The sequence below is a fragment of the Enterocloster alcoholdehydrogenati genome (assembly GCF_013282095.1).
In the GTDB taxonomy this organism is placed as follows: Bacteria; Bacillota; Clostridia; order Lachnospirales; family Lachnospiraceae; genus Enterocloster; species Enterocloster alcoholdehydrogenati.
In genome coordinates this window covers 291,190-316,377 of sequence record NZ_BLTJ01000002.1, presented here as the reverse complement: position 1 = coordinate 316,377, position 25,188 = coordinate 291,190, and the positions used below count along the sequence as shown (strand labels likewise).

The 25,188-nt window shown below is 50.6% G+C and carries 23 protein-coding genes and 3 pseudogenes; 21 read left to right on the top strand and 5 right to left on the bottom strand.

What is annotated here, in order from left to right; all coding sequences use genetic code 11:
* Positions 1-280 precede the first annotated feature (280 nt).
* The 6 genes from HW447_RS03790 to sigE all read left to right on the top strand — a co-directional run bounded on the left by HW447_RS03790 (position 281) and on the right by sigE (position 6,913).
* A complete protein-coding gene (locus HW447_RS03790) occupies positions 281-1,405 on the top strand; it encodes an FtsW/RodA/SpoVE family cell cycle protein (protein ID WP_243176195.1) in 1,125 nt (374 codons plus the stop codon).
* Positions 1,406-1,482: 77 nt separating this feature from the next.
* On the top strand, positions 1,483-2,790 hold the full coding sequence (gene murA / locus HW447_RS03785) for a UDP-N-acetylglucosamine 1-carboxyvinyltransferase (protein WP_176253995.1): 1,308 nt from the start codon (positions 1,483-1,485) through the stop codon (positions 2,788-2,790).
* An 8-nt stretch (positions 2,791-2,798) separates the two neighbouring features.
* Complete coding sequence (locus tag HW447_RS03780; protein ID WP_176253994.1) at positions 2,799-3,530, top strand: cell division protein FtsQ; 732 nt, start codon at positions 2,799-2,801, stop codon at positions 3,528-3,530.
* Positions 3,531-3,721: 191 nt separating this feature from the next.
* Complete coding sequence (gene ftsZ / locus HW447_RS03775) at positions 3,722-5,050, top strand: cell division protein FtsZ (protein ID WP_176253993.1); 1,329 nt, start codon at positions 3,722-3,724, stop codon at positions 5,048-5,050.
* A gap of 229 nt (positions 5,051-5,279) precedes the next feature.
* Positions 5,280-6,131: a sigma-E processing peptidase SpoIIGA gene (locus HW447_RS03770; RefSeq protein ID WP_176253992.1), complete on the top strand. Its 852-nt coding sequence runs from the start codon at positions 5,280-5,282 to the stop codon at positions 6,129-6,131.
* 41 nt (positions 6,132-6,172) lie between these two features.
* Entirely contained in the window at positions 6,173-6,913 is a 741-nt protein-coding gene (sigE, locus tag HW447_RS03765) for an RNA polymerase sporulation sigma factor SigE (RefSeq protein ID WP_176253991.1), read from the top strand.
* A 91-nt stretch (positions 6,914-7,004) separates the two neighbouring features.
* On the opposite strand, the gene HW447_RS03760 is transcribed toward sigE, so the two are convergent.
* Both HW447_RS03760 and HW447_RS03755 read right to left on the bottom strand, forming a co-directional pair.
* Positions 7,005-7,988: an NYN domain-containing protein gene (locus tag HW447_RS03760; RefSeq protein ID WP_176253990.1), complete on the bottom strand. Its 984-nt coding sequence runs from the start codon at positions 7,986-7,988 to the stop codon at positions 7,005-7,007.
* Between the two features lie 155 nt (positions 7,989-8,143).
* A pseudogene (locus HW447_RS03755) lies at positions 8,144-8,296 on the bottom strand (AraC family transcriptional regulator); the annotation flags it as partial.
* A 108-nt stretch (positions 8,297-8,404) separates the two neighbouring features.
* On the opposite strand from HW447_RS03755, the pseudogene HW447_RS18375 reads away from it, so the two are divergent.
* The 3 genes and pseudogenes from HW447_RS18375 to HW447_RS03745 form a co-directional block, all read left to right on the top strand.
* A pseudogene (locus HW447_RS18375) lies at positions 8,405-8,866 on the top strand (1,3-beta-galactosyl-N-acetylhexosamine phosphorylase N-terminal domain-containing protein); the annotation flags it as partial.
* A 22-nt stretch (positions 8,867-8,888) separates the two neighbouring features.
* A complete protein-coding gene (locus HW447_RS17925) occupies positions 8,889-9,020 on the top strand; it encodes a hypothetical protein (RefSeq protein WP_330588995.1) in 132 nt (43 codons plus the stop codon).
* An 8-nt stretch (positions 9,021-9,028) separates the two neighbouring features.
* Positions 9,029-9,796, top strand: a pseudogene (locus HW447_RS03745) (phosphotransferase); the annotation flags it as partial.
* A gap of 61 nt (positions 9,797-9,857) precedes the next feature.
* Here the strand turns inward: HW447_RS03745 and sigG are convergent.
* Both sigG and HW447_RS03735 read right to left on the bottom strand, forming a co-directional pair.
* On the bottom strand, positions 9,858-10,634 hold the full coding sequence (sigG, locus tag HW447_RS03740; protein ID WP_176253989.1) for an RNA polymerase sporulation sigma factor SigG: 777 nt from the start codon (positions 10,632-10,634) through the stop codon (positions 9,858-9,860).
* Positions 10,635-11,045: 411 nt separating this feature from the next.
* On the bottom strand, positions 11,046-11,813 hold the full coding sequence (locus HW447_RS03735) for a type III pantothenate kinase (RefSeq protein WP_176253988.1): 768 nt from the start codon (positions 11,811-11,813) through the stop codon (positions 11,046-11,048).
* Between the two features lie 96 nt (positions 11,814-11,909).
* Here HW447_RS03735 and coaBC point away from each other — a divergent pair, with 96 nt between their 5' ends.
* The 8 genes from coaBC (at position 11,910) to HW447_RS03695 (ending at position 20,203) form a co-directional block, all read left to right on the top strand.
* Positions 11,910-13,112, top strand: coding sequence for a bifunctional phosphopantothenoylcysteine decarboxylase/phosphopantothenate--cysteine ligase CoaBC (gene coaBC, locus HW447_RS03730; RefSeq protein ID WP_176253987.1), 1,203 nt, complete (start codon positions 11,910-11,912; stop codon positions 13,110-13,112).
* 58 nt (positions 13,113-13,170) lie between these two features.
* Positions 13,171-14,775, top strand: a complete 1,605-nt coding sequence (locus HW447_RS03725; RefSeq protein WP_176253986.1) for a peptide chain release factor 3 — start codon at positions 13,171-13,173, stop codon at positions 14,773-14,775.
* Positions 14,776-14,816: 41 nt separating this feature from the next.
* Positions 14,817-15,269 (top strand): GatB/YqeY domain-containing protein, encoded by a 453-nt coding sequence (locus HW447_RS03720; protein WP_176253985.1) that lies wholly within the window; start codon positions 14,817-14,819, stop codon positions 15,267-15,269.
* Between the two features lie 26 nt (positions 15,270-15,295).
* A complete protein-coding gene (locus HW447_RS03715) occupies positions 15,296-16,699 on the top strand; it encodes a Sapep family Mn(2+)-dependent dipeptidase (RefSeq protein WP_176253984.1) in 1,404 nt (467 codons plus the stop codon).
* Between the two features lie 413 nt (positions 16,700-17,112).
* Positions 17,113-18,162, top strand: a complete 1,050-nt coding sequence (locus tag HW447_RS03710; RefSeq protein ID WP_243176189.1) for a methionine ABC transporter ATP-binding protein — start codon at positions 17,113-17,115, stop codon at positions 18,160-18,162.
* A 2-nt stretch (positions 18,163-18,164) separates the two neighbouring features.
* Positions 18,165-18,830 (top strand): methionine ABC transporter permease, encoded by a 666-nt coding sequence (locus HW447_RS03705; protein ID WP_176253983.1) that lies wholly within the window; start codon positions 18,165-18,167, stop codon positions 18,828-18,830.
* Positions 18,831-18,886: 56 nt separating this feature from the next.
* The gene (locus HW447_RS03700; RefSeq protein WP_176253982.1) at positions 18,887-19,789 is read left to right on the top strand and encodes a MetQ/NlpA family ABC transporter substrate-binding protein; all 903 of its coding nucleotides are present in this window, start codon (positions 18,887-18,889) and stop codon (positions 19,787-19,789) included.
* A 150-nt stretch (positions 19,790-19,939) separates the two neighbouring features.
* Positions 19,940-20,203, top strand: coding sequence for a YlmC/YmxH family sporulation protein (locus HW447_RS03695; RefSeq protein WP_176253981.1), 264 nt, complete (start codon positions 19,940-19,942; stop codon positions 20,201-20,203).
* Positions 20,204-20,461: 258 nt separating this feature from the next.
* Here HW447_RS03695 and aroD read toward each other — a convergent pair whose 3' ends face one another.
* Positions 20,462-21,220, bottom strand: coding sequence for a type I 3-dehydroquinate dehydratase (gene aroD, locus HW447_RS03690; protein WP_176253980.1), 759 nt, complete (start codon positions 21,218-21,220; stop codon positions 20,462-20,464).
* A gap of 365 nt (positions 21,221-21,585) precedes the next feature.
* On the opposite strand from aroD, the gene nrdR reads away from it, so the two are divergent.
* The 4 genes from nrdR (at position 21,586) to argS (ending at position 25,167) form a co-directional block, all read left to right on the top strand.
* On the top strand, positions 21,586-22,038 hold the full coding sequence (nrdR, locus tag HW447_RS03685) for a transcriptional regulator NrdR (protein WP_176253979.1): 453 nt from the start codon (positions 21,586-21,588) through the stop codon (positions 22,036-22,038).
* An 18-nt stretch (positions 22,039-22,056) separates the two neighbouring features.
* A complete protein-coding gene (locus tag HW447_RS03680; RefSeq protein WP_176253978.1) occupies positions 22,057-22,578 on the top strand; it encodes a YqeG family HAD IIIA-type phosphatase in 522 nt (173 codons plus the stop codon).
* Between the two features lie 116 nt (positions 22,579-22,694).
* Positions 22,695-23,252, top strand: coding sequence for an elongation factor P (gene efp / locus HW447_RS03675; protein ID WP_176253977.1), 558 nt, complete (start codon positions 22,695-22,697; stop codon positions 23,250-23,252).
* A gap of 127 nt (positions 23,253-23,379) precedes the next feature.
* Positions 23,380-25,167, top strand: coding sequence for an arginine--tRNA ligase (argS, locus tag HW447_RS03670; RefSeq protein WP_176253976.1), 1,788 nt, complete (start codon positions 23,380-23,382; stop codon positions 25,165-25,167).
* Positions 25,168-25,188: the final 21 nt, after the last annotated feature.

The following is a 25,188-nucleotide window of genomic DNA, read 5'->3' as shown; positions in this document are numbered from 1 at the left end:
AGCGCCGGCCAGAGTGCCGGCGCGGCACAATACAGCAGAACGAAGAAGAACCCAGTCCGGCAAACGTCAGGCGGTTTCCGGGAATGTAAGACAGGAAGGAAACAGACAGGTTTCAGAAGGCCAGAAGCAGACAGCACAACGGCCCAGACCAGCGGCAGACAGGAGGCCGGATTTAGGGTATCCGGCGGCAGGAAACAGGAAGAAAGCCCGCCCGGCTCAGTCCTACGAAAGCAGAGACGCCAGGGCCTATCAGCCTCAGAACCCACCGAAAAAGAAGAAGGTGCGCCGGTTTTATGACCTGACCCTGGTGCTTATTGTAGTGGCCCTTACCGTGTTCGGTCTGGTGATGATCTACAGCGCCAGCTCCTATACGGCTCAGATCAGTGAGGAATTTGGAAACAACAGCGCGTATTTTATGCGCCGCCAGGGCATTATTGCGGCAGGCGGCTTTGTGCTTATGCTGTTCATATCCAAGATGGATTATCACTGGCTTTATCGGCTGGCAGTGCCCTCCTATGCGCTGTCCTATGTGCTGATGATCCTGGTAAGCATCGTCGGTAAAGACGTAAACGGAAAAAAAAGATGGCTGGGTGTGGGGCCGTTCAGTTTTCAGCCTGCGGAATTTGCCAAGATCGCGCTGATTATCATGCTGGCGGCGGTGATCACGAAACTGGGAGGCAAGATTAACCAGTGGAAAACCATGGGGAAGGTATTTCTCCTGGCCCTGGCCATCGCTGCCGTCGTGGCGCTCAATAACTTAAGTACCGGCATCATTCTTGCTGGAATCGGATTTGTGGTCCTTTTTGTGGCGTGCAAGGTAAAATGGCCTTTTTTTGCGGCGGGAGGCCTGGCTTTGGGGACGCTGGCGGCCGCCGGACCCATTGGAACGTTTCTTTTAAATATCCATCTCCTTCAGCCATACCAGTTCCGCCGGATCGAGGCGTGGCTGAACCCGGAGCTGGATCCTGAGGGAAAGAGCTTCCAGGTTCTTCAGGGACTCTACGCCATCGGCTCCGGCGGACTTATGGGCCAGGGACTGGGAGAGAGCATCCAGAAACTGGGATTTCTTCCGGAGTCTCAAAACGATATGATCTTTGCCATTATCTGCGAGGAACTGGGGCTTTTTGGGGCAGTGGCGGTTATCATGCTGTTTCTCCTTATGATCTATCGGTTTGTGATGATTGCCAATGACGCTCCGGATCTGTTCGGCGCTCTTTTGGTGGTGGGGATCATGGGACATATTGCGATCCAGGTGATATTAAATATTGCCGTAGTGACCAACACCATTCCCAATACGGGAATCACCCTTCCATTTATCAGCTACGGAGGCACCTCGGTGCTCTTTCTTATGGTGGAGATGGGAATCGTCCTAAGTGTTTCCAACCAGATCAAGGCGGTGGTCTGATAGAAGAGGCCGCCTTTTTGCACAAAAGGCGGCAAAAGGGCATATACTTTCGTATAGATATTTGCGGAGGTGGTCTTTTGTCTGCGATCCGTGTAACCGGCCTTTTGCCCTTAGAAGGGGAAATATCCATACAGGGCTCCAAAAACGCGGTCCTTCCTATGATGGCGGCCGCTCTCCTGCACAGAGGCCTGACAGTTCTTACCAATGTGCCGAAGATTCGTGACGTGGCCTGTATGACCAGGATCCTGGAACATCTGGGCTGTGCCTGCATCTGCCGGGGCAGCAGTATTTTTATGGATGCCAGGGAAGTACAAAGGACGGAAATACCGGAAGAATACGTCCGGTCCATGCGCTCATCCATCATTGTGCTTGGCGCTCTTTTGGGACGGCTGGGAGAGGGGAGCTGCTGCTATCCGGGAGGCTGTCTCATCGGAGCCAGACCTATTGACCTGCATCTGGCGGCCCTTAAAAGTCTGGGGGCACAGATCTGTGAGGAAGAAGGTATTATAAAAGCTGTGACCAGAACGAAAAAGGGTCTGGAGGGAACGGAGATTCTTTTTGCCTATCCCAGTGTGGGAGCCACAGAGCAGGCTCTTCTGGCTGCTGTTCTGGCAGACGGGGTGACTGTGATCCGGGGAGCTGCCATGGAACCGGAGATCAGTCAGCTGTGTCATTTCCTTAATAATATGGGTGCGGTGATCTGCGGGACAGGTACGTCGACCCTGATGATTCAGGGAGTACAATGCCTGAAGGACAGCACCTTTAGGGTGGAAGGCGACCGGATCGCGGCCGGTACCTATGGGGCGGCCGTGATGGCGGCCGGAGGAGATATAACTTTAAAAGGCATCCGGCCTTCCTCTCTGCGTCTTCCGCTGATGCTGCTTGAACAGGCAGGCGCAGAGGTGGACTGCGCAGAAGAGGGAAGAACGCTTTCAGCCACCGGCATCGGTTGGGAGCAGGAGGGGAGAATTCGAATCCGCAGGGAAGGGCGTCCGGGCCCATTAAACCTTAAAACAGGACCCTATCCTGAGTTTCCCACCGATCTTCAGTCACCGTTTATGGCATTTCTGGCGGCCGCAAGGGGAACCAGCCGGATTGAGGAACGGGTGTTTGAGGAGCGGTTTGGCACAGTGGGAGAACTTGTGAAAATGGGCGCATCCATCCGTATTGAAGAGAAAACGGCTGTCATATGCGGGAAGTACCCCTTAAGGGGAGCTTGCGTAAAGGCGGCGGATCTGCGGGGAGGGGCCGCTCTTGTAGTCGGGGCCCTGGCTGCGGAGGGAGAAACCATCATCAAAGACTGCGGCCACATTGAACGGGGGTATGAAGATATCTGCAGAGATCTGTCGGCCCTGGGGGCGGGGATCGGCTGGATAGGAGAGTGATGCACAGAATGAGAAAAAAAGAGGAAAAACATCATATGATTCTGGGGATTGCCGTGGCAGCCATTCTGCTTACGGCTATCCTTGTTTTGTCGGTAAGAATCCAGGAAGTGACCGTATCCGGCAGCAGCCGCTACAGCGCAAAGCAGGTGGAGGAGCTTCTTTTTTCCGGCCGTCTGGGAAAAAATTCAGCCATCGCCTATGTAAAGGACCGGTTTCAGCCTCACAGACAGATCCCGTTTGTAGAGGACTATAAGATCGTATTCCATGGCCCCTTTAAGGCAGAGGTCATTATTTATGACAAGAGCATTGTGGGCTACGTTTCCTATATGAGCAGCTATATGTATTTTGACAGGGAGGGGATTGTGGTGGAAAGCTCCGGCAGCAAGCTTGCGGGGATTCCATGGATCACAGGCATGGATCTTGGCCGGGTGGTTCTATATCAGCCTCTTCCGGTGAAAGACAGCCGGATCTTTGAGGAGGTATTAAACCTGACACAGCAGCTTTCCCTGTACCAGATTTCCGTAGACCAGATCCGATTTAATGCCTATAACCAGCCTACCCTTACCATTGGCCAGATGGAGGTGCCTCTTGGCGATACGGGAAATATAGACGGCAAGTTATCTGTGCTAAACGACATTTTAAAGGATCAGCCCCAGCTTAAGGACATCAGAGGAACCCTGGAACTGAGCGAGTATAACGAGACCAATGACCGGGCGGGGATTACATTTAAAAGGAAATGAAACGGAAAGGCCGGGTTTGACAAAAATACAAAATTCGGGGTTGATTTTTTTTATAAAATCAAATATAGTATTAGTTAGGCTAAAAGAGTGACATTATAATAAAGAAATACCTGAAAAGAGGACAGATGCATTCCTGAACCATTAGATTCTGAAACCGGGGGTGCATGGAACGGATAAGGAGGATAAGTATCTTGTTAGAGATTAAGATAAATGAGTCAGAGAATGCCGCAAGAATCATCGTAGTAGGCGTAGGCGGTGCGGGCAATAACGCAGTAAACCGTATGATTGACGAGAACATCGCCGGAGTGGAATTCATCGGCATCAACACGGATAAGCAGGCTCTTCAGTTCTGCAAGGCTCCTACAGCGATGCAGATCGGCGAGAAGCTGACTAAAGGACTGGGCGCAGGCGCGAGACCAGACGTAGGTGAGAAGGCTGCAGAGGAGAGTTCTGAGGAGATTTCCCAGGCGTTAAAGGGAGCGGATATGGTATTCGTTACCTGCGGTATGGGAGGCGGAACCGGAACCGGAGCGGCTCCCGTTGTTGCAAAGATTGCCAAGGATATGGGGATTCTGACCGTAGGCGTAGTGACAAAGCCGTTCCGTTTTGAGGCAAAAGCCCGTATGACCAACGCCTTAAACGGCATCGAATGTTTAAAGCAGGCAGTGGATACGCTGATCGTGATTCCAAATGACCGTCTCCTGGAGATCGTTGACCGCCGTACCACAATGCCGGATGCCCTTAAGAAGGCAGATGAGGTTCTTCAGCAGGCTGTTCAGGGCATTACCGATCTGATCAATGTTCCTGGACTGATCAATCTGGACTTTGCAGATATCCAGACAGTCATGATCGATAAGGGAATCGCCCATATCGGTATTGGTAAGGCAAAGGGTGATGACAAGGCCATTGAGGCTGTAAAGCAGGCTGTATCCAGCCCGCTGCTTGAGACCACCATTGAGGGCGCAAGCCATGTGATCATCAATATCTCCGGCGACATCAGCCTGATTGAGGCAAATGACGCCGCAAGCTATGTACAGGAGCTGGCAGGCGACAATGCAAATATCATTTTCGGTGCCATGTATGATGAAAATGCACAGGATGAGGCAAGCATCACCGTAATCGCCACCGGACTGGACGAGCACAACGCTACTTCCTCCGTGACGAAGGCTATGGCAGGCTTTACCAACTTTAAGGCAAAGTCCCCGGCTCCTCAGGCAACTCAGCCTGAGCGTGCGGCAGCTCCGGAGGCTGCGGCTACAGCTTCCGCCGGTTTTGCAAAGCCGGTTCAGTCTGCGTTCGTCCGCGGCTTTGGACAGCAGCAGACTAACACTCCGGCTCCCAGCCTGAATATTCCGCGGTTTGGCCAGAATACGGAAAACGCAGGTTCCAACGGGAATACGGGTGCAGCGCAGGCCTCCAACGGTTCTGGAACTCCCCAGCCCGCAGCGCCGTCTTTCCGTCCCACTGCCAATAAGGAAATGCAGATCAATATTCCTGATTTCCTGAAGAATAAGCGATAATTGAATCAGGTATTTTAGAACCCATATAAATTAGATCCGCAGAACAGGTGACAATATATGTCATTTGTTCTGCGGATTTTTTATATCCCTCTGCGCTGCCTGCCGGTGTAAGGTCATATCCTGTCGAAAACTTCTTTTGGTTTTCCCTCTCCCTTCGACAGCATTTGCACTTAAGAACAGTTATAATGTCTATTGGACAGCTTGATAAAGGAGGTGAGGCCGGGATAAAGTGGTTTATCGGGTCTACATAGATGAAGTATTTGCCGTAAATATGGCGATGGATTTGATCGTACTGACGGTAGTGAACCGGGTGCTCTGTTACCGGGCCAAAACCGCAAAGCTCGTGAGGGGTGCGGCGTTGGGGGCGGTCTGGGCCTGTGTAACGGCGGTGTTTCCTGGAATGCCCTTCATATGCAGAGCGGCCGGAACGTATCTGGCTGTTGGAGCCCTTATGGCAGTGTGTGCCTTTGGAATCCGCCGGATCAGGGAAGTTTTTCGTGCCGTGGCAGGTATTTATCTGGCTTCCGTGATTCTGGGAGGTGTAATGATGGTCTTTGCAGAGCAGATGGGCCCTGGAGGTGTATTGGAAGGTGCAGCCAGAATACTAAATGAGGAGAGGATACTCGGAAGGCCTGTGGGAACATGGTGTTTTTTAGTTCTGGGCGGAGCAGCTTTCTCCTTTGGGGCAGCCCGGTGGATCCGCGGACTGGCAGATTCATTTCACAGGAAAAAGGCGCTGTGCAGGGTGACTCTTCGGCAGGGGGATAAGACGCTTACCACCGCTGGACTGATTGATACGGGAAATCGCCTGAGAGAACCGGTCAGCGGCCGTCCGGTTCATGTGGCCTGGCGGGGCGTCATGGAAGAACTATGTCCAAAAGTAAAAGGAATCACCTATGTGCCCTACCGCAGTGTAGGCGGAGAAGGCCTTCTTGCGGCAGTTACGCTGGATGAAATAAAAGTGGAGCAGGAGGGGACCTGCTATACACTTATAAAGCCTCTGGTGGCTGTGGCAAAGCAGCCCCTTTCTCCTGCCGGAGAATATGAGGTGCTGATACAGGATTCAGATACAGCCTCCTGACCATGGCGTTTGGGGGCGATATGTAAGCGGGAGGAAATAAAATGATTGTAAGAGTATCCATACCAAACCGTTTTCAGTTTAAAACGGCTCCCAGTTTCCGGACTATGCTGGTTCAAAAACAGGGGGAAGTTCATTATATCGGAGGGGCAGATATCCTTCCGCCGCCTCTGGAGGCCGCGGAGGAAGGCCGGATGATCGGCCTTTTAGGGAGTGATCAGGACCATCATGCCAGATCCTCTCTGATCGAGCATAACCTGCGTCTGGTAGTTTATATTGCAAAAAAATTTGACAATACCAGCGTTGGAGTAGAGGATCTGATCTCGATTGGTACGATTGGCCTCATAAAAGCCATCAATACATTCAAACCCGATAAAAATATCAAGCTGGCCACCTACGCCTCGCGGTGCATTGAAAATGAGATACTCATGTACCTGAGACGAAACAATAAGACTCGCCTGGAGGTGTCGATTGACGAGCCCTTAAACGTGGACTGGGATGGAAATGAACTGCTTTTATCCGATATTCTGGGAACGGATGAGGACGTGATCTATCATGGCATTGAAGATGAGATCGAAAAGGATCTCTTAAATACTGCCATCAGCCATCTGGAGCCCAGAGAACGCCGGATCGTAGAGCTGCGCTATGGCCTCACAAACGAGGACGGCGATGAGATGACCCAGAAGGAGGTAGCGGATCTTTTGGGAATCTCTCAGTCTTACATATCAAGGCTGGAGAAAAAGATTATGAAAAGGCTGAAAAAGGAGATCGTCCGGTTCGAGTAGATGGCAGGAGAACAGACAGTGCGCATAAAAATACGCCGCAGTTTCCGTGAGAAGCAAAACGGAGAGTGCGGCGTATTTTTTAAGGGTGTTTTTACCGCAGCTGCACCATATTATCTTTGATCTTAAAGGTGCCGAAGCTGCGTATAAAGCTGGAGAGCCGGCTGAAACCGTACTGCTTGATATCAAAGTTGGGAAACTTCTTTTTCAGTTCCTCGTGGATAATGCTTAAATTATCAACATGGCCTTTGTTGCTCTGAATCAGGCGGATGATTTCTTTTTCGATGTCAGCCTTTGAAGTGGAGGCGGATTTTTCCTGGACAAAATAGCCCCCATGAAGCTTTACCACCTGAAAATCGCTGTTGTCCAAGCTTTCAAGGAAGGTGGAAAGCTTGGAATAGCCGTAATTTCTCACATCAAAGTCGGAGAAACGCTTAGTTAGGAAATTTCCTACCTTTGCAAGGATAATAGGCTGGTTCTGGCTGTTGTTCTCGATGAGAAGCTTGGTGATGGCCTTCTGGATCTCATCGATGGAAGTGATCGTTTTTTGTATCTCGTCAATGGAGGGCACCTCGGTCTTGGACGCCGCCATGGCATTTACCCGTCCCCTGGCCGTGGGAACCGCCTCCGGCGTATCCTCTGAGGAAATAATCTCCAGAAGCTTAAAGGTATCGCAGGCTGCCCGGAAGGGTTTGGGTGTTTTTTGCTCTCCGATACCCATGACGAACATACCGGCCTCCCGCAGCCGCTGGGCCAGCTTGGTAAAATCTGAGTCGCTGGACACCAGACAGAAACCATCTACATTTCCCGAATATAAAATGTCCATGGCGTCGATGATCATGGCAGAGTCGGTAGCGTTCTTGCCGGTGGTGTAGCTGTACTGCTGGATAGGGTTGACGGACCAGTCCAAAAGAACATTCTTCCAGCCCCTTTTTTCGTTATCGGTCCAGTCACCATAGATCCGTTTGTAGGTTGCGATCCCGATATCGGATACCTCATCCAGGATATACTTGATATACTTTGGCGATACATTGTCTGCATCGATCAATACTGCAAATCTGCGTTCATTCTGTTCCATATACTATGTCTGCCGCTTTCTGTTAGGATAGGACTATCATATCATCAGTGTACCATATGAAAGCCCAGGGGGCAAGAAGGTTTGTTCGACATTTATAAAATCTCCCGGTTCTGTGAGGGCTTATCCGACAGCCTGCGGATCGAGGCTGCGTATTCTTAGGGCGTCATGGAGGTCAGCTGCTTAAACTGCCGGGAAAAGTAGCGGATGGAATTGTAGCCCAGACGGTCAGCAATCTGGGTGAAATTTAACTGGTTATCGCGTATCATCTGCCGGGCAGTGCCGACCTTCATCATGGAGAAAAACTCAAGTTAGGAAAATGGGATTTTCCGCTATACTGTGGGTATAACGACCGTCTCCGACAGCGTATGATCTGCAAAGCAGACAGCGGAAACCGGACGGCAGAAGGAGGAGATCATATGGCAAAAACAAGGGGCAGAGTAACCCTTCCAAGCGAATCTGGCTTTTTAAGACAGACAAAGGAACTGATGGACCAGGGGGGGAGCTGATGCCATCCGCGACAGCGACGGAACCAAACGGACACAATGAGTTTGCCCAAAAGCATATGGAGGAGTGCCAGCAGCTTTACCTGATGTTCTGGCGTTTTACTGCTGTGAGAGGCAGGCTGGAAATGGATTTTATGGAAGAGTATTTCAGTCAGCAGGTGGTACCGGACTGTTATCATGACCCCAAAATGTGGTGGGAGGTCCATGGACCGGACGACGGGGGAGCCGGTTCCGGCAGAAGAATGGGAACTGACAGGTGCCGCCATGCCTCAGGGATTTGGAGGCGGGAAAGAATTTAAAGGGGTGGGAAACACCTGTGCCATGCGGGTCATTTTGCCCCATCCAAAGCCGTTTCACGAGTATACGGTATGGTTCTGCGACCAGGGGAGTATGCCGCATGGACGATCGCGGTTATCTGACGGATATCAGAGAGCGAACCCGGATCGGAAAGCACGGCGGCAGGGCCGAGTTTAGTGAGGACGGGGCCAGACCTGGGAAGAGCTTCCAGCTTCCGCCATTGTTTCCATGAATCTGTGGGGAGCTACTTGCTATAACCTGGTGGAAAAACCAGAGGATTTTTATCAGAGCAGAAAAGTGTTCGGGCATTTTCAGCGGCTTCTGGCAAAGTATCCGGCCAGGGAGCTGACCGAGACGATTCCGGGCTTTCACGATACGCTGGCACGGTTTGAGGTCTTTAAAAAGGCGATGGCCGGGGATGTCTGCGCAAGAGCCAGTGCCATGAGAGAGGAGATCCAGTTTGTCTTAGACCGGGAAAAGGATAGGGGGATTGCCATGGAAATACTGGCAGCCGGCGAGTTTCCTCTGCGCGTGACTCATAATGATACCAAGCTGAATAATATCATGATTGATGATAAAACAGGGCAGGCCATCTGCATCATTGATCTTGACACAGTGATGCCGGGCCTGTCTGTCTTTGATTTCGGTGATTCTATCCGGTTCGGGGCCAATACGGCAGAGGAGGATGAGGTAGATGCTGCAAAGGTGTCTTTGTCGCTTCCTCTTTTTGAGATCTATACCAGAGGATTTTTAGAAGGCTGCGCCGGAAGTCTGACAAAGGCAGAGGTGCGGATGCTGCCCCAGGGAGCAAGGCTGATGACCCTGGAGTGCGGGATGCGTTTCTTGACCGATTAACTCTCAGGAGATACGTACTTTAAGCTTGTCAGAGAAAATCACAACCTGGATCGCTGCCGCACCCAGTTTGCGCTGGCGGCGGATATGGAGCGGAAATGGAAACAAATGGAGGAAATCGTTGAGAAAGTGGAGCGATCTTTTTGCGGACGCTGATCGATTCTGATGCTGGAAAACGGGACCAGGGCGTGTGTTCCCTCAGCTTCTGAGGGGACGGTCAGTTCAGATAGTTTCGCATGGACTTTAAAGCGCTTTTTTCCAGCCGTGAGACCTGGGCCTGGCTGATGTGGATCTCCTTTGCCACTTCAGTCTGTGTCTTTCCCTCAAAGAAACGCATATCAATAATGTGGCGTTCCCGGTCAGGGAGACGTTTCATGGCCTCCACTAAGGAAAGATCCTCCACCCAGTTTTCCTCCAGGTTTTTCTTGTCGCTGATCTGATCCATCACATAGAGGGGATCGCCGCCGTCGGTATACACTGGTTCATAAAGGCTTACCGGTGTCTGGATGGCATCCAGGGCGTAGGTGATCTCCTCTCCGGGGACGCCGATTTCCTGGGAAATCTCCATGAGGGTGGGTTCCTTGGAGTGACGCCGCGTCAGCTGCTCTTTGGCATAGAGGGCTTTGTAGGCGGTATCTCTGAGAGAGCGGCTTACGCGGATAGAATTATTGTCCCGCAGATAGCGGCGCACCTCGCCAAGGATCATAGGCACTGCGTAGGTGGAAAACTTTACATTCTGAGTGATATCGAAATTATCGATGGCCTTGATAAGGCCGATACAGCCAATCTGAAACAGATCGTCAATATTTTCCTGATTTCCGGAAAAGCGCTGGATGACACTTAAGACCAGGCGCAGGTTTCCCTTGATATACTGTTCCCTGGCCTCCTTATCTCCCTTTAAGATCCGTGAAAATAATTCTTCCTTCTCTTCACTGCTAAGGAGCGGCAGCCTGGCAGTATTGACGCCGCAGATTTCAACCTTATAGCATGACATGGTCCATACCTCCATTTATTTGAGTGTACGCACGGGAACGGGCTGTGCTTTTTTGTTCTGGTTATAAAAGAATGATGGACGGAACGGGAAGGTTTTATACTTCCTTTTCTATCCAGAAGAACGGACTGGCAGATGGAAGATGGAAAATAGCGGGAAATTTTCTTGGGAATGTCTGGCTGCGAGTCATGGAATATACCATAGAACCTGAGCTGGATCGGAGAGAACAAGAATCGGATTATACTTTGAGGATATTTAAGCGTGATGAGGCCCGGGAATGGGAAAGGGACGCCGAAAACAGCTGTCAGACAAAAAACCGTGCTGAGAGGATGATCTTCTCTCAAGCACGGCTTTTTATCCAGTCTGGCGGTCTAAATCAACCCCAGAAAGCCTTGTAAGGGCTGCTGGATCCGTTTACTGTGTATTTTTTCGGTACAGGATTAAAAGCCCCTTTAACAGCAGCGCATCATCATAAATGATCCTGTGCCTGCAAAGCGGCGTGATAAACCGGGCCAGTCCTCCGGTGGCAATTACAGTGGGCGTTTCTTTCAGCTCCTTTTCCATCCGGTCCAGGATTCCGTCGATCATATCTACATTGCTGAAAATAATCCCGGCCCTCATGCAGTCAATGGTATTTTTACCAATTACCTTATCTGGAACTTCCAGACTGATATAGGGGAGCTGGGCGGTTTTTCCGCTGAGGGAATTTAAAGACACCCGAAGGCCCGGCAGGATAACGCCGCCGATGTAATTTCCGTGCTTGTCCGCCACACTTAAGGTCGTAGCAGTACCCATATCGATCACCACAAGGGGGAGCGGGTGTTCGTGGCTGGCAGCCACCACATCTACGATCATATCGCTGCCTACGGTTTTGGGGTTGTCCATAAGGATATTGACGCCGGTCTTGATGCCGGGACCCACCAGAAGGGGGGAGACGCCTACAGCTTTTTCCACTGCCCGCAGGATAGTGGAATTTAAAGGGGGAACCACAGAGGAAAGAATGGCGCCCTCGATGGAATCGCTGTGGATCTGGTGCATTTCAAGCACATTTTTAATAGCAACGGCATATTCTGTATCCGTGCGGTTCTGGTCTGTGGTGACCCGTTCAATAAAATAGGTCTTTTCTTCGTCGATTCCTCCGATCACGGTATTGGTATTTCCCATATCAATGGCTAAAATCATGTAAAAGACTCCTTTCTGCCACAGGTATTTTCATCAATGAAAAATTGTGCTATGATTGTATCATAGAAAAAACGGAAAAACAACCGGAGGAAGCTTATGTTAAAAGGAAAAACAATACTCCTTGGAGTTACCGGCAGCATTGCGGCCTATAAGATTGCCGGCCTTGCCAGCGCCCTGGTAAAAGCAGGGGCGTCCGTTCACGTTATCATGACGGAAAACGCCGTGAACTTCATCAATCCCATTACCTTTGAGACGCTGACCGGCCACAAGTGCCTGGTGGATACCTTTGATCGGAACTTTGAGTTCAGCGTAGAGCACGTGTCCCTGGCAAAGGCAGCGGATCTTTTTTTAGTTGCTCCCGCGTCAGCCAATGTGATCGGAAAGCTGGCCCATGGAATTGCGGATGATATGCTCACAACTACCTTTATGGCCTGCACCTGTCCGAAACTGGTTTCTCCAGCCATGAATACGCGGATGTATGAAAATAATATCCTGCAGGATAATTTAAAAACGCTGGGGCACTACGGCATTGAGGTGATCCGGCCAGCCGACGGCTATCTGGCCTGCGGCGATACGGGAGCCGGGAAGATGCCGGAGCCGGAGACGCTCTTTGAGTATATCCTTCGCGCCGCCGGATATCCTAAGGACCTGGCGGGAAAGAAGATTTTAGTAACTGCTGGTCCTACCCGCGAATCCATTGATCCGGTGCGCTATATCACCAACCATTCCACCGGGAAAATGGGATACGCCATCGCAAAGGCCGCCGCTTACAGGGGAGCAGAGGTGACGCTGGTTACAGGGCCGGTGGCGCTTAAGCCGCCTCTTTTTGTAAATACGGTGCCGGTTGAGAGTGCAGAGGAAATGTATGAGGCGGTTACAGCGGCGGCAGAGGCTCAGGACATCATCATCAAGGCGGCTGCGGTGGCGGATTACCGCCCTTCCCAGACGGCAGAGGATAAGATCAAGAAGGCCGACGGGAACATGGATATCGCCCTGGAGCGCACAAAGGATATCTTGGGATGGCTGGGAAGTCACCGCAGACCGGGCCAGTTTTTGTGCGGCTTTTCCATGGAAACGAGAGATCTTCTGGCAAACTCAAGGGCCAAGCTTGAAAAGAAGAATGCAGACATGATCGTGGCCAACAGCTTAAAAACTGAAGGGGCCGGTTTTGGGACGGATACCAATCTGGTGACGCTGATTACAAAGGAGGGCCAGACCGAGCTTCCCAAAATGACCAAAGAAAAAGTGGCAGACCGGCTGCTGGATGAGATCAGGAACCGTCTTGACTTTGGTCTTTAATCATAATAAAATATGCTAAGAAAAATCATACAATCACCAGGAACGGAGGAAACGACCATTGTCACAGACAGATGATCAGATGATAGAACAGATAAAAAAGCGTAGGACGTTTGCCATTATTTCCCATCCCGATGCAGGTAAGACCACACTGACCGAGAAATTTCTTCTTTATGGAGGCGCCATCAACCTGGCCGGTACCGTAAAAGGACGCAAGGCGGCAAAGCACGCGGTTTCCGACTGGATGGACATCGAGAAGGAGAGAGGTATTTCCGTTACTTCTTCTGCCATGCAGTTTAACTATGACGGTTTCTGTATCAATATCCTTGATACACCGGGACACCAGGACTTCTCAGAGGATACCTACCGCACGCTTATGGCGGCGGATTCTGCCGTCATGGTCATCGACGGCTCCAAGGGTGTGGAGGCGCAGACGATTAAGCTTTTTAAGGTCTGTGTTATGCGCCATATTCCTATTTTTACCTTTATAAACAAGTTTGACCGTGAAGCCAGAGATCCGTATGAGCTGCTGGATGAAATCGAGGACGTGCTGGGCATCCGAACCTGTCCCGTCAACTGGCCCATTGGCTGCGGGAAGAATTTTAAGGGCGTGTATGACCGGTTTACAAAGAAGATCTCCACGTTTACTGCTGCCATGGGAGGAGCAAAGGAGGTAGCTACCCAAGAGTTTGACGCGGCCGACGCTGATGTGGAGTCTGTGATCGGCTCCATCTATCACCAGCAGCTTCTGGATGATATTGAGCTTCTGGACGGAGCCAGTGATGAACTGGATATGGACCGGGTACAGCGGGGAGATTTATCACCGGTATTTTTTGGCTCTGCCCTGACAAACTTTGGTGTAGAAACCTTTTTGGAGCATTTCTTAAAAATGACCACCCCGCCGCTTCCAAGGAAAACACTGACCGGGCAGATCGATCCCTTCCGCAGCGATTTCTCTGCCTTTGTATTTAAAATCCAGGCCAACATGAACAAGGCCCACAGAGACAGGATCGCTTTTATGCGTATCTGCTCCGGCAAGTTTGAGGCGGGCATGGAGGTAAATCACGTCCAGGGAGGCAAGAAGATCCGTCTGACCCAGCCGCAGCAGCTTATGGCCCAGGACCGCAAGATCGTGGAGGAGGCCTATGCCGGCGACATTATCGGCGTCTTTGATCCGGGGATTTTCTCCATTGGAGATACGCTGTGCACCTCCAGCGAAAAGTTTGAGTTTGAAGGCATCCCCACCTTCGCTCCTGAGCATTTTGCCAGAGTACGTCAGGTGGATACCATGAAGCGCAAGCAGTTTATCAAGGGTGTGAACCAGATCGCTCAGGAGGGCGCGATCCAGATCTTCCAGGAGTTTAATACAGGAATGGAGGAGATCATTGTAGGTGTGGTGGGCGTGCTGCAGTTTGAGGTGCTGACCTACCGTCTGCAGAGCGAGTACAACGTAGAGGTGATTCTGGAAAAACTGCCTTACGAGCACATCCGCTGGGTCGAGAACCCTCAGGAGGTGGATGTGGCCAGGCTTATGGGTACATCCGATATGAAGCGGATCAAGGACTTAAAGGATAATCCGCTGCTTTTATTTATCAACAGCTGGAGCGTGGGTATGGTCTTAGACCGCAATCCGGGACTTAAATTAAGCGAATTCGGCACCAATTAGCTGTTGGAAAGGCGCCGTCATATATAAGGAGGTTTTTGAATATGTCAAAGGTAGAAGTAGTAAGAGCCGCTATGGTTCAGGCTATGAAGGCAAAGGATAAGGCAAGAAAGGACTCCCTTTCCATGCTGCTTTCCGCATTAAAGAACGCGGAGATCGACAAGAGAGAGCCCCTGACAGAGGCAGAGGAAAATGCCATTGTAAAAAAGGAGATCAAGCAGACCCAGGAAACCTACGATCTGGCTCCCGCGGACCGGGAGGATATCAGGAAAGAGGCGGCAGAAAGACTGGCTGTTTATAAGGAGTTCGCTCCTGAGGATATGAGCGTGGATCAGATCCGGGAAGTGATCGGCGAGGTCTTAAAAGAGCTTGGCCTGGAGTCGCCTTCCCAGAAGGATAAGGGCGCTATTATGAAGGCGCTGATGCCGAGAGTCAAGGGAAAGGCAGACGGGAAAACGGTAAATGAAACCCTGGCAGGTATGCTGAACGAATCATAAATAACGGGTGGCAAAAGGAGGACAATATGTACAGAAAAGAGATAGAGGGTTTTATTGATTCTCACAGACAGGAGATGATCGAGGACATCTGCAAGCTCTGTCGGATCAACAGCGAAAAAATGCCTTATACGGAGGGAAAGCCTTACGGCGAGGGAGCCTTTGACGCTCTTCATGCCGCTCTGGCAATGATGGAGGAGTATGGCTTTTCCATCACAAACTATGACAATTATGTAGGTACGGCTGATTTAAATGACAAGGAACGCCAGCTGGATATTCTGGCTCATCTGGATGTGGTTCCGGCAGGAGAGGGCTGGACGGTTACCGAGCCCTTTGAGCCGGTGGAAAAGGACGGAAAGCTCTACGGCCGCGGCACGGCTGACGATAAGGGCCCGGCTGTGGCGGCTCTTTACGCCATGCGCGCCATTAAGGAGTTAAATATCCCGGTAAAGAAGAATGTCCGTCTGATCCTGGGAACGGACGAGGAGTGCGGAAGCAGCGATATTGAGGTGTATTACAAAAGGGAGCAGGAAGCGCCAATGACATTTTCACCGGATGCTGCTTTTCCTGTGATCAATATTGAAAAGGGACGGATCCCCGGCGGATTTACCGCGTCCTTTGCGGCTTCTGAGGCGCTTCCAAAGATTGTTTCCATTGATGCGGGAATCAAGGTAAACGTAGTTCCGGGCAAGGCTAAGGCAGTGGTAGCCGGTCTGGATATGGATGTGCTTACGGCTGCCGCTGATGAGGCAGAGAAAAAGACGGGCGTTTCTTTCACCTTCGGAGAGACAAAAGGCGGTATGCAGATTACCGCTGAGGGTAAGGGCGCTCACGCATCTACGCCGGACGAGGGGGTTAATGCCCTTACCGGCCTGCTTTTATACCTTACCAGCCTGCCCCTTGCAGACAGTCCTCAGCTTACGGCCATCAGGAGCCTTGCAACGCTCTTCCCCCACGGCGACACCAGAGGGAAGGCTGTGGGGATTGCCATGGAGGATGAGCTTTCCGGCCCCTTAACCCTGGCTCTTGATATGCTGACCGCAGATGATACCCACTTAGAGGGCGCCTTTGACTGCCGTGCCTGCCTGTGCGCCACAGAGGAGAACAGTCTGGACGTGATCCGCGCCCGGATGGCAGAAGAGGGCCTTACCTTAAATGCAGACCAGATGACGCCTCCCCACCATGTAGACGGCAATTCCCATTTCGTAAAGACGCTGTTAAAGGCATATGAGGAATATACCGGCCTGAAGGGAAGCTGCCAGTCTACAGGCGGAGGCACCTATGTGCACCATTTAAAGAACGGCGTTGCCTTCGGCGCTTCCATGCCGGGGACAGACAATAAGATGCACGGAGCCGATGAGTTTGCGGTGATCGACGAGCTTTTAACCAGCGCAAAGATCTTTGCCCAGGTAATCGCGGATCTGTGCTGTTAGCGCACCATTCCGATAAACACAGTTACGTTTTAGGGAGTCTGCAAAAAGAAACTGCTTGACAAACCGATATAAGTGATGTATCTTTAAAACTAACATTATTTCCAGCTGAATAATAGGAAATGATCATCGGTCAGAGCAGGAGGTTTTTCATGAATCAGTTCAGAGCCATGCAGATGAATATGGATATGATGAACAGCATCTATATGTGCTGTGTATCTGTATGCTTTGAAAACTGAATCAAAAACATCTGCATGGATTTGGGATCATGATATAAAAGGGATAGAAGAGATGATATTTCGGGGTTGCAGGTCCGTGCAGGATCGCAGCCCCGTTTTTGCTGTCAGGATTGCGAAAAGCCGCGGCAGACTTTCCTGAGGAGCTTTGCCGTCTGTGCCGGCGTCAGGAGAGCAGATATGTGGGATCGGACCAAAGAAAGGAATGAAAGCATGGATCAGAAAAAAGAAGAGGCCATTATCCGCCTGGAAGGCCTCGGAAAACAATTTGCCACATCAAACGGTACGGTAACGGCTCTGGATGATATCAATCTGGAGATCCGCCGGGGCGAGATATTCGGCATTATCGGCCTTTCCGGCGCAGGAAAGAGCACCCTGGTGCGCTGCATCAACTATCTGGAGGAACCCACCTCCGGCCGCGTTATCTTTGAGGGAAAAAATCTGTCGGCCATGAAGGAGAAGGAAAAACGTCTGGCCAGACAGTCCATGGGGATGATTTTCCAGCAGTTCAACCTGCTGGCTCAGAGAAATGTGCTCCAGAACGTGTGCTTTCCCATGGAAATCGCTCATATGGACAGCAGAAAGGCAAAGGAGCGGGCAAAGGAGCTGCTTAAGCTGGTAGGGCTGGAGGAGCGGATGAAGGCATATCCGGCTCAGCTCTCCGGCGGTCAGAAACAGAGAGTAGCCATCGCAAGAGCCATGGCGACCAACCCCAGGGTGCTGCTCTGTGATGAGGCTACCAGCGCCCTGGATCCAAATACCACGAAGGCGATTTTGGCACTTTTAAAGAAGATTAACCGGGAAATGGGCATTACCGTCATTATGATTACCCATGAGATGGCAGTGATCGAGGCCATCTGTGACCGGGTAGCCATCATTGATCACAGTCATATTGTGGAGTCGGGCAAGGTGTCTGAGATCTTTTCCGGCCCCAAATCCGATATCGGCCGTCAGCTGATCCTGGGAGATGCCTCAGGGCAGAAGGAAAACTTTGGAAATTCCAGGCTGATTCGTGTAATCTTTGATGGAAGAGAATCTTCGGAACCTGTGATCGCCAACATGATTCTGGCCTGCAAGGCACCGGTGAATATCATGCACGCCGATACCAGGGACATCGAAGGCAAGGCCATGGGGCAGATGCTGCTGCAGCTGCCGGAGGATGAGGTGGATGCGGGCCGCATCTGCAATTATCTCAAGACGGCCGGAGTAGCATTTGAGGAGGTGCGGTGATTATGACGTTTGATCAGACAACCATAAATATGCTTTTAAACGGGATCTGGGAAACCGTATATATGGTATTCCTTTCTTCCTTATTATCGTATGTGATCGGTATTCCTCTGGGAATTGCCCTGGTAGTTACAGACCGGGGCGGGATCCGGCCGTTTCCGCTGTTTAACCGGGTTTTGGGCGTTGTGATTAACCTTCTGCGTTCAGTTCCCTTTATCATCCTTCTTGTAATGGTGATCCCTGTCACAAGGCTTATCGTGGGAAAGATCATCGGTCCCAATGCGGCGGTGGTCCCCCTGGTGATTTCCGCTTTTCCTTATATCAGCCGCATGGTGGAATCTTCCTTAAAGGAAGTGGACGCAGGCGTAATCGAGGCAGCCAAGTCCATGGGAGCATCCACCGGCCAGATCATCTGGAAGGTGCTTCTGCCTGAGGCAAAGCCGTCCCTGCTGGTAGGAGCAGCTATTTCCATCACTACAATCGTCGGCTACTCCGCCATGGCGGGCGCTGTGGGAGCGGGCGGTCTGGGAGATATCGCCATCCGCTATGGCTACCACCGGTATGAGACAGATATGATGCTTATCACCGTAGTGCTCCTGGTGATCATTGTGCAGATCATTCAGGAAGTATTCATGCGAATTTCCAGAAAGAGCGATAAGAGGATCCGATAAAAAGGAGCCTTGAATCAATATATGGGCTTTGGCCCGAAAATGAGGAGGAACATATTATGAAAAGAAAGGCATTAAAAACCGCAGTTATTGCTGCCGCTCTGGCCACATCCCTGCTGGCAGGATGCTCAGGAAAAGCAGACGAGACAACTGCTGCTTCCGGGGCAGACCAGAAGGAGACTGCAGAAACATCTGCAGAGGCAAAGGCAGAGGACACGAAGGCAGATGGCAAGCTGGAGAAACTGACCGTGGGCGCGAGCCCTGCTCCCCATGCAGAGATCTTAGAGGCGGCAAGAGAGGTGCTGGCTTCCAAGGGATATGACCTGAAGGTTGTGGAATATACAGACTATGTACTTCCAAACAATGCGCTGGATTCCGGTGATCTGGATGCCAACTATTTCCAGCACCAGCCATATCTGGATTCCTTCAATGCACAGAACGGCACTGATCTGGTGGGCGTGGCAGCGATCCACTATGAGCCCTTTGGCATCTATGCCGGAAAAACCGCTTCTTTAGACGCCATTCCTGATAAGGGAACGGTACTTGTTCCTAATGATCTGACAAATGAGGCGAGAGCGCTGCTTCTCTTAGAGGCTCAGGGACTGATTAAATTAAAAGAGGACGCAGGTCTTGAAGCGACTAAGAATGACATTGTTGAGAATCCTAAGAATCTGGATATCGTAGAGATCGAGGCTGCCCAGCTTCCCCGTTCCCTGCAGGACGGCGACGTAGCTGTTATCAATGGCAACTATGCCATTGAGGCAGGCTTAAAGGTAAGTGACGCACTGGCAACAGAGGATGCAGAGTCTCTGGCTGCCCAGACCTATGGAAACGTGATCGCCGTAAGGGCCGGAGAGGAAGAAAGCCCCAAGACAAAGGCATTAGTTGAAGCCCTTACCAGTCCTGAGGTAAAGGAATTTATGGAGCAGACATACGCAGGTGCGGTAGTTCCTCTGTTCTAAGATAGACAGGCGCGCAGGCAGGATTCCCCTTATAAGGGAGCCGGGAGTGAATACTCCTGGCTCCTTTTGCATATATATGGGTAAGAAATAACCGCCCTGATCCCACAGGGCTGGAAGGCGGGGACGGGATGAACGTATGGAGGAGCGGGGATGAGGATCAGCGATCTCAAGCAGAAAGAAGTCATCAATATAAATGACTGCAAACGTCTTGGCTTTGTGGGAGATGTGGATTTTGACATGGAAACGGGCTGCATGATTGCTATTATAGTGCCGGGGCCTGGGTGCATCTGCGGATTTTTGGGAAGAGAGAAGGAGTATGTTATTCCTTTCTGCGATATCTGCCAGGTGGGAAGCGATATTATTCTGGTGGACGTAAAGGAAAAAAAGGTAGAGGAAAAGGTGAAGTGCCCCTAAGAAAACAGCCCCGCTCTGCAGTCAGCAGCGGGGCTGTTTTTAAGAGAATGTATGTATGAAAAAGTATAGGGGGCCGTCTGCGGCCAGTATTCATCATCGGAAGGGAGCGTCGGCGCTGTTGGGGGAATGAACCGGCGCTCCGTAAGGAAACACTAATTGAAAACTACCATATTTTCTGCTGAAAGGGAAGGGGCATTACTGAAAATGAAATCAATTTACCATTACAGTAAGAACGGTGCAAAATACCTGTCCCATGGGCTACAGATTATTATGGAGGATGTCCAGCACACACTTTAATTCCCTGGCATCGATCTGTCCCGGAGCGGAGGCGCGGCCAGCAGTGCCGAAGGTAAGACAGGAACCGAAGATCTCGCCCCAGACGCGGCTGATGAGGCCGGTTCCGGCCATGGCCATGGTGACGACAGGACAGGAGAGCTGACGGCGGGCCGTAACTGTAGCTGTAAGAAGGATAAGCACATCCTCCGGGCAGCGGGGCATCACGGCAATTTTGGCAATGTCTGCTCCAAGCTTTTCCATCTGGCGCAGGCGTGATAAAAGTTCTCCGCAGGAGGGGGTGGAGTAGAAGTCATGGCTGGAGAAAATAGTTTTTACCCCCTTTTCCTTTGCAAGGGCAGTCAGTTCTTTTATGGAATCCGGCTGGGAGAACAGCTCGATATCTGCCAGATCTATGCAGCCGGACAGGATAGCATCTTTAGCCAGTTTCTTATATTGATCCGGGGAGGCAGACTGCTGCCCTCCCTCTCTTGTGGTGCGGAAGGTGAAAATGAGAGGCGTATTTCCCAGGATTTCCCGAAGGCGGGGGAGAATCTCATGTAACCGGCCTTCCCTGAAAATATCCTCCATATAATCGGCCCGCCATTCCGCAAGGTCAGCTGGATAGGAGGAAAGAGCCTTTGCCTCTTCAAACAATGCTTCATCCGATGGGCTTACAAGGGGGATACAGATTTTTGGAGTTCCTTCCCCAAGCCGCAGGTTTCTTACAGGTACAAAATTCATAGTGATCCGCCTTTCGTTTCCGTATGTGTACGGTCTTGATGTCATTATAACAAAAAAAATACATTCCTCCAAGGAGTTTTGGAAACGTCAGCCTCCCTTTTGTCCGTCAGGAATGGGATTTTGTTCTTTGCTTGGGATTTTGCATCAAGGAAGAGATTGATTTCCCTATAATCTGTAAAAAAACCATAAATACAAAGGAGGGAGGACTTAAAACCGGCGCAGGCAAGCGTTGGGATATACACAAAGTTCTTGCGCTTAAGGTCTGTTTCGGTTACAATAAATGAAAAATATACCCTATATTACGGTCAGGATACGTCGCGGCCTTAAGGTTATGTATTAAACGATAGAAGGGAAGTGCAGATGATATGAAATGCCCCTACTGCAATGAAGCAGATACAAAGGTAATCGATTCCCGTCCGGCGGAGGATAACAGTTCCATCCGCAGGCGGCGTCAGTGTGAGCGCTGCGGAAAGCGTTTTACAACGTACGAGAAACTGGAGACTATGCCTTTGATGGTGATTAAGAAAGACAACACAAGAGAAGCTTATGACCGTTCCAAGATTGAGGCGGGCATGATCCATTCCTGCCATAAGCGTCCCGTATCTCCACAGCAGATAGGCCTTATGATTGATGAAATCGAAAATCAGATCTTTAACAGGGAGGAAAAGGAAATCTCTACCGCTGTGATCGGCGAACTTGTGATGGAGAAACTCAAACAGGTGGACGAGGTGGCCTATGTGCGTTTTGCCTCTGTATACAGAGAATTTAAGGATGTGAGCACCTTTATGGAGGAGCTGGGAAAGCTTCTTAAGAAATAAGAGAAAGGCTGATATACGATGCTGGAAATATTTTATCCCGGTGAACTCTGGGATTCTGCCTATGAGATTCCTTTTGAGCGGTGGAAGGACAGGGGAGTGAAGGGCGTGATCTTTGACATTGATAATACCCTGGTGCCTCATGGAGCTGCGGCGGATGAACGGGCTGAGGCTCTTTTTGAACAGCTGAGGGCGCTGGGATTAAAGACCTGTCTCCTTTCCAATAATAAAGAGGCCAGAGTCAAACCCTTTGCAGAACAGGTAAAAAGCCCCTATATCTATAAAGGAGGTAAACCTGCCGCAAAGGGCTATGAAAATGCCATGGCACAGATGGGAACCTGCCGGGAAAACACCCTGTTTGTAGGGGATCAGCTGTTTACGGATATCTATGGAGCAAACCGGGCGGGTTTAAAGAGCATTTTGGTAAAACCCATTGATCCGAAAGAGGAGATCCAGATCGTCCTTAAACGATACCTGGAGCGTCCTCTGCTCTATTTTTACAGAAAAAGCCGTAAAAAGAACTTGAAAAACATGGACACATAGTATAGAATATAAAAGATTAAATATGCAGGGGACTGATCAAAGCGGATAAAGCCCTGGCGGACGCTTAAGAAAGAAGCGTCCTGGAGTATATAAAGAACTTAAGGAGGAATATCTTTATGATATCAGCAGGCGATTTTAGAAACGGAATTACACTGGAGATCGACGGACAGGTAGTACAGATCCTTGAATTCCAGCACGTTAAGCCAGGCAAGGGCGCTGCTTTTGTGCGTACCAAATTAAAGAACGTGATTAACGGCGGTGTGGTAGAGCGTACCTTCCGTCCCACTGAGAAGTTCCCTGCAGCAAGAATTGACCGTGTGGATATGCAGTATCTGTATGCAGACGGCGATCTGTACAACTTCATGAACACAGAGAACTATGAGCAGGTGGCGCTGAATCAGGATCTGATCGGCGACGCATTAAAGTTTGTGAAGGAGAACGAGATCTGTAAGGTCTGCTCCTACAACGGCAGTGTATTCTCTGTAGAGCCTCCTCTCTTTGTAGAACTGGAGGTTACAGACACAGAGCCAGGTTTTAAGGGCGATACAGCAACCGGTGCAAGCAAGCCTGCTACCGTAGAAACCGGCGCAGTTGTGAGCGTTCCGTTATTCGTAGAGACCGGAGACAAGATCAAGATCGACACCAGAACCGGTGAGTATCTGTCCCGTGTATAATTTATTTTATTTCTGAGAAACAGAAGGATTGCTCCGGCCCTACCGCCGGGGCAGTTTTCATCTACAGCAGAGCAGAATAGCTGCTTTTTCTGAGATTCTATACGTCTGCGGGAAGGAGAAACATAGAGTGAAAAAGATTCTGGAACTGATGGAACAGGAATTAAGGGCTGCTTTTACAGCCTGCGGCTATGAGGAGAAATTTGCCAGAGTGGTTCTTTCTAACCGGCCGGATCTGTGCGAATACCAGTGCAACGGAGCCATGGCGGCGGCGAAGGCTTACCGTACAAAGCCTATTGATATTGCAAATGCAGTGGTAGAGAAGCTGACGGCGCCTAAGGAACTGCCTGTCTTTGAAGAGGCAGTGGCTGTGATGCCCGGCTTTATCAATCTGAAGCTGTCGGAAACCTTTCTGGCGGATTATATGGCCGGCATGGCAGCGGCCGACAAGCTGGGACTGGAGGAGCCGGAGAAAAAGGAGACTATTATTGTAGACTATGGCGGAGCTAATGTGGCAAAGCCCCTTCATGTAGGCCATCTGCGTTCCGCCATCATTGGCGAGAGCATCAAGCGCATGGGGCGGTTCATGGGCTATGAGATGATCGGCGATGTGCACCTGGGTGACTGGGGGCTGCAGATGGGCCTGATTATTGAGGAGTTAAGAGACAGAAAGCCGGAGCTTGTGTATTTTGATGAGACATATACCGGTGAATATCCCACAGAGGCTCCCTTTACCATAAGCGAATTGGAGGAGATTTATCCGGCCGCCAGCGCCAAGTCAAAGGCGGATGAGGCATTTAAAGAAAGAGCGCATCAGGCTACCTTAAAGCTTCAAAAGGGATATAAGCCCTTTAGGGCTATCTGGGATCACATTCTGGCGGTGTCCGTAGCAGATCTTAAGAAGAATTACTCCAGTCTGAATGTGGATTTCGACCTGTGGAAGGGCGAGAGCGACGCAGAGCCTTACATTGATGATATGGTCCAGATGCTCACTGAAAGGGGCCTTGCTTATGAGAGCCAGGGCGCTTTGGTTGTGGATGTAGCGGAGGAAAGCGATACAAAGGAAATTCCGCCCTGCCTGATCCGCAAGTCCGACGGTGCTTCCCTGTATGCCACCTCTGATCTGGCCACTATTGTGGAGCGGGAGCAGGATTTTTGTCCGGACCGTTATATCTATGTGGTAGACAAGCGCCAGGCCATGCATTTTGAACAGGTATTTCGCGTAGCCAGAAAATCCGGTATCGTTAAGCCGGATACAAAGATGATCTTTTTGGGATTCGGTACCATGAACGGCAAGGACGGAAAGCCCTTTAAGACAAGAGAGGGCGGCGTGATGCGTCTGGAGAAGCTGATCGCAGACATTGATGAAGCGGTATTTGCCCGGATCATGGAAAACCGCACCGTATCGGAAGAGGAAGCAAGAGAGACCGCCAAGGTGGTTGGCCTTGCCGCTTTAAAGTACGGGGATCTGTCTAATCAGGCATCCAAGGACTACGTATTTGATATTGACCGGTTTATTTCGTTTGAGGGAAATACAGGTCCTTATATCCTTTATACGATTGTCCGAATCAAATCCATTCTCGGAAAATATAAGGACAACGGCGGCTGTGTAAGCAGTCTGGCGGCGGAAAAGAAGATTCTGCCTGCAAAGGGAGTTTCGGAAAAGGCTCTGATGCTCCAGCTGGCAAAATACAGTGAAGTGCTTGAGAACAGTTTTGCGGAGACGGCTCCTCATAAGATTTGTCAGTATATTTATGAGACAGCTAACGCATTTAACAGTTTTTATCATGATACCAAGATCCTCTCCGAGGAGGATGAGACGCAGAAGGACAGCTACATCGGCCTGATCACCCTGACCAAACGGGTGCTGGAAACCTGTATCGGTCTTTTGGGAATCGAGGCCCCGGAGCGGATGTAGTCAGCCTGTAGGAGCAGGGTA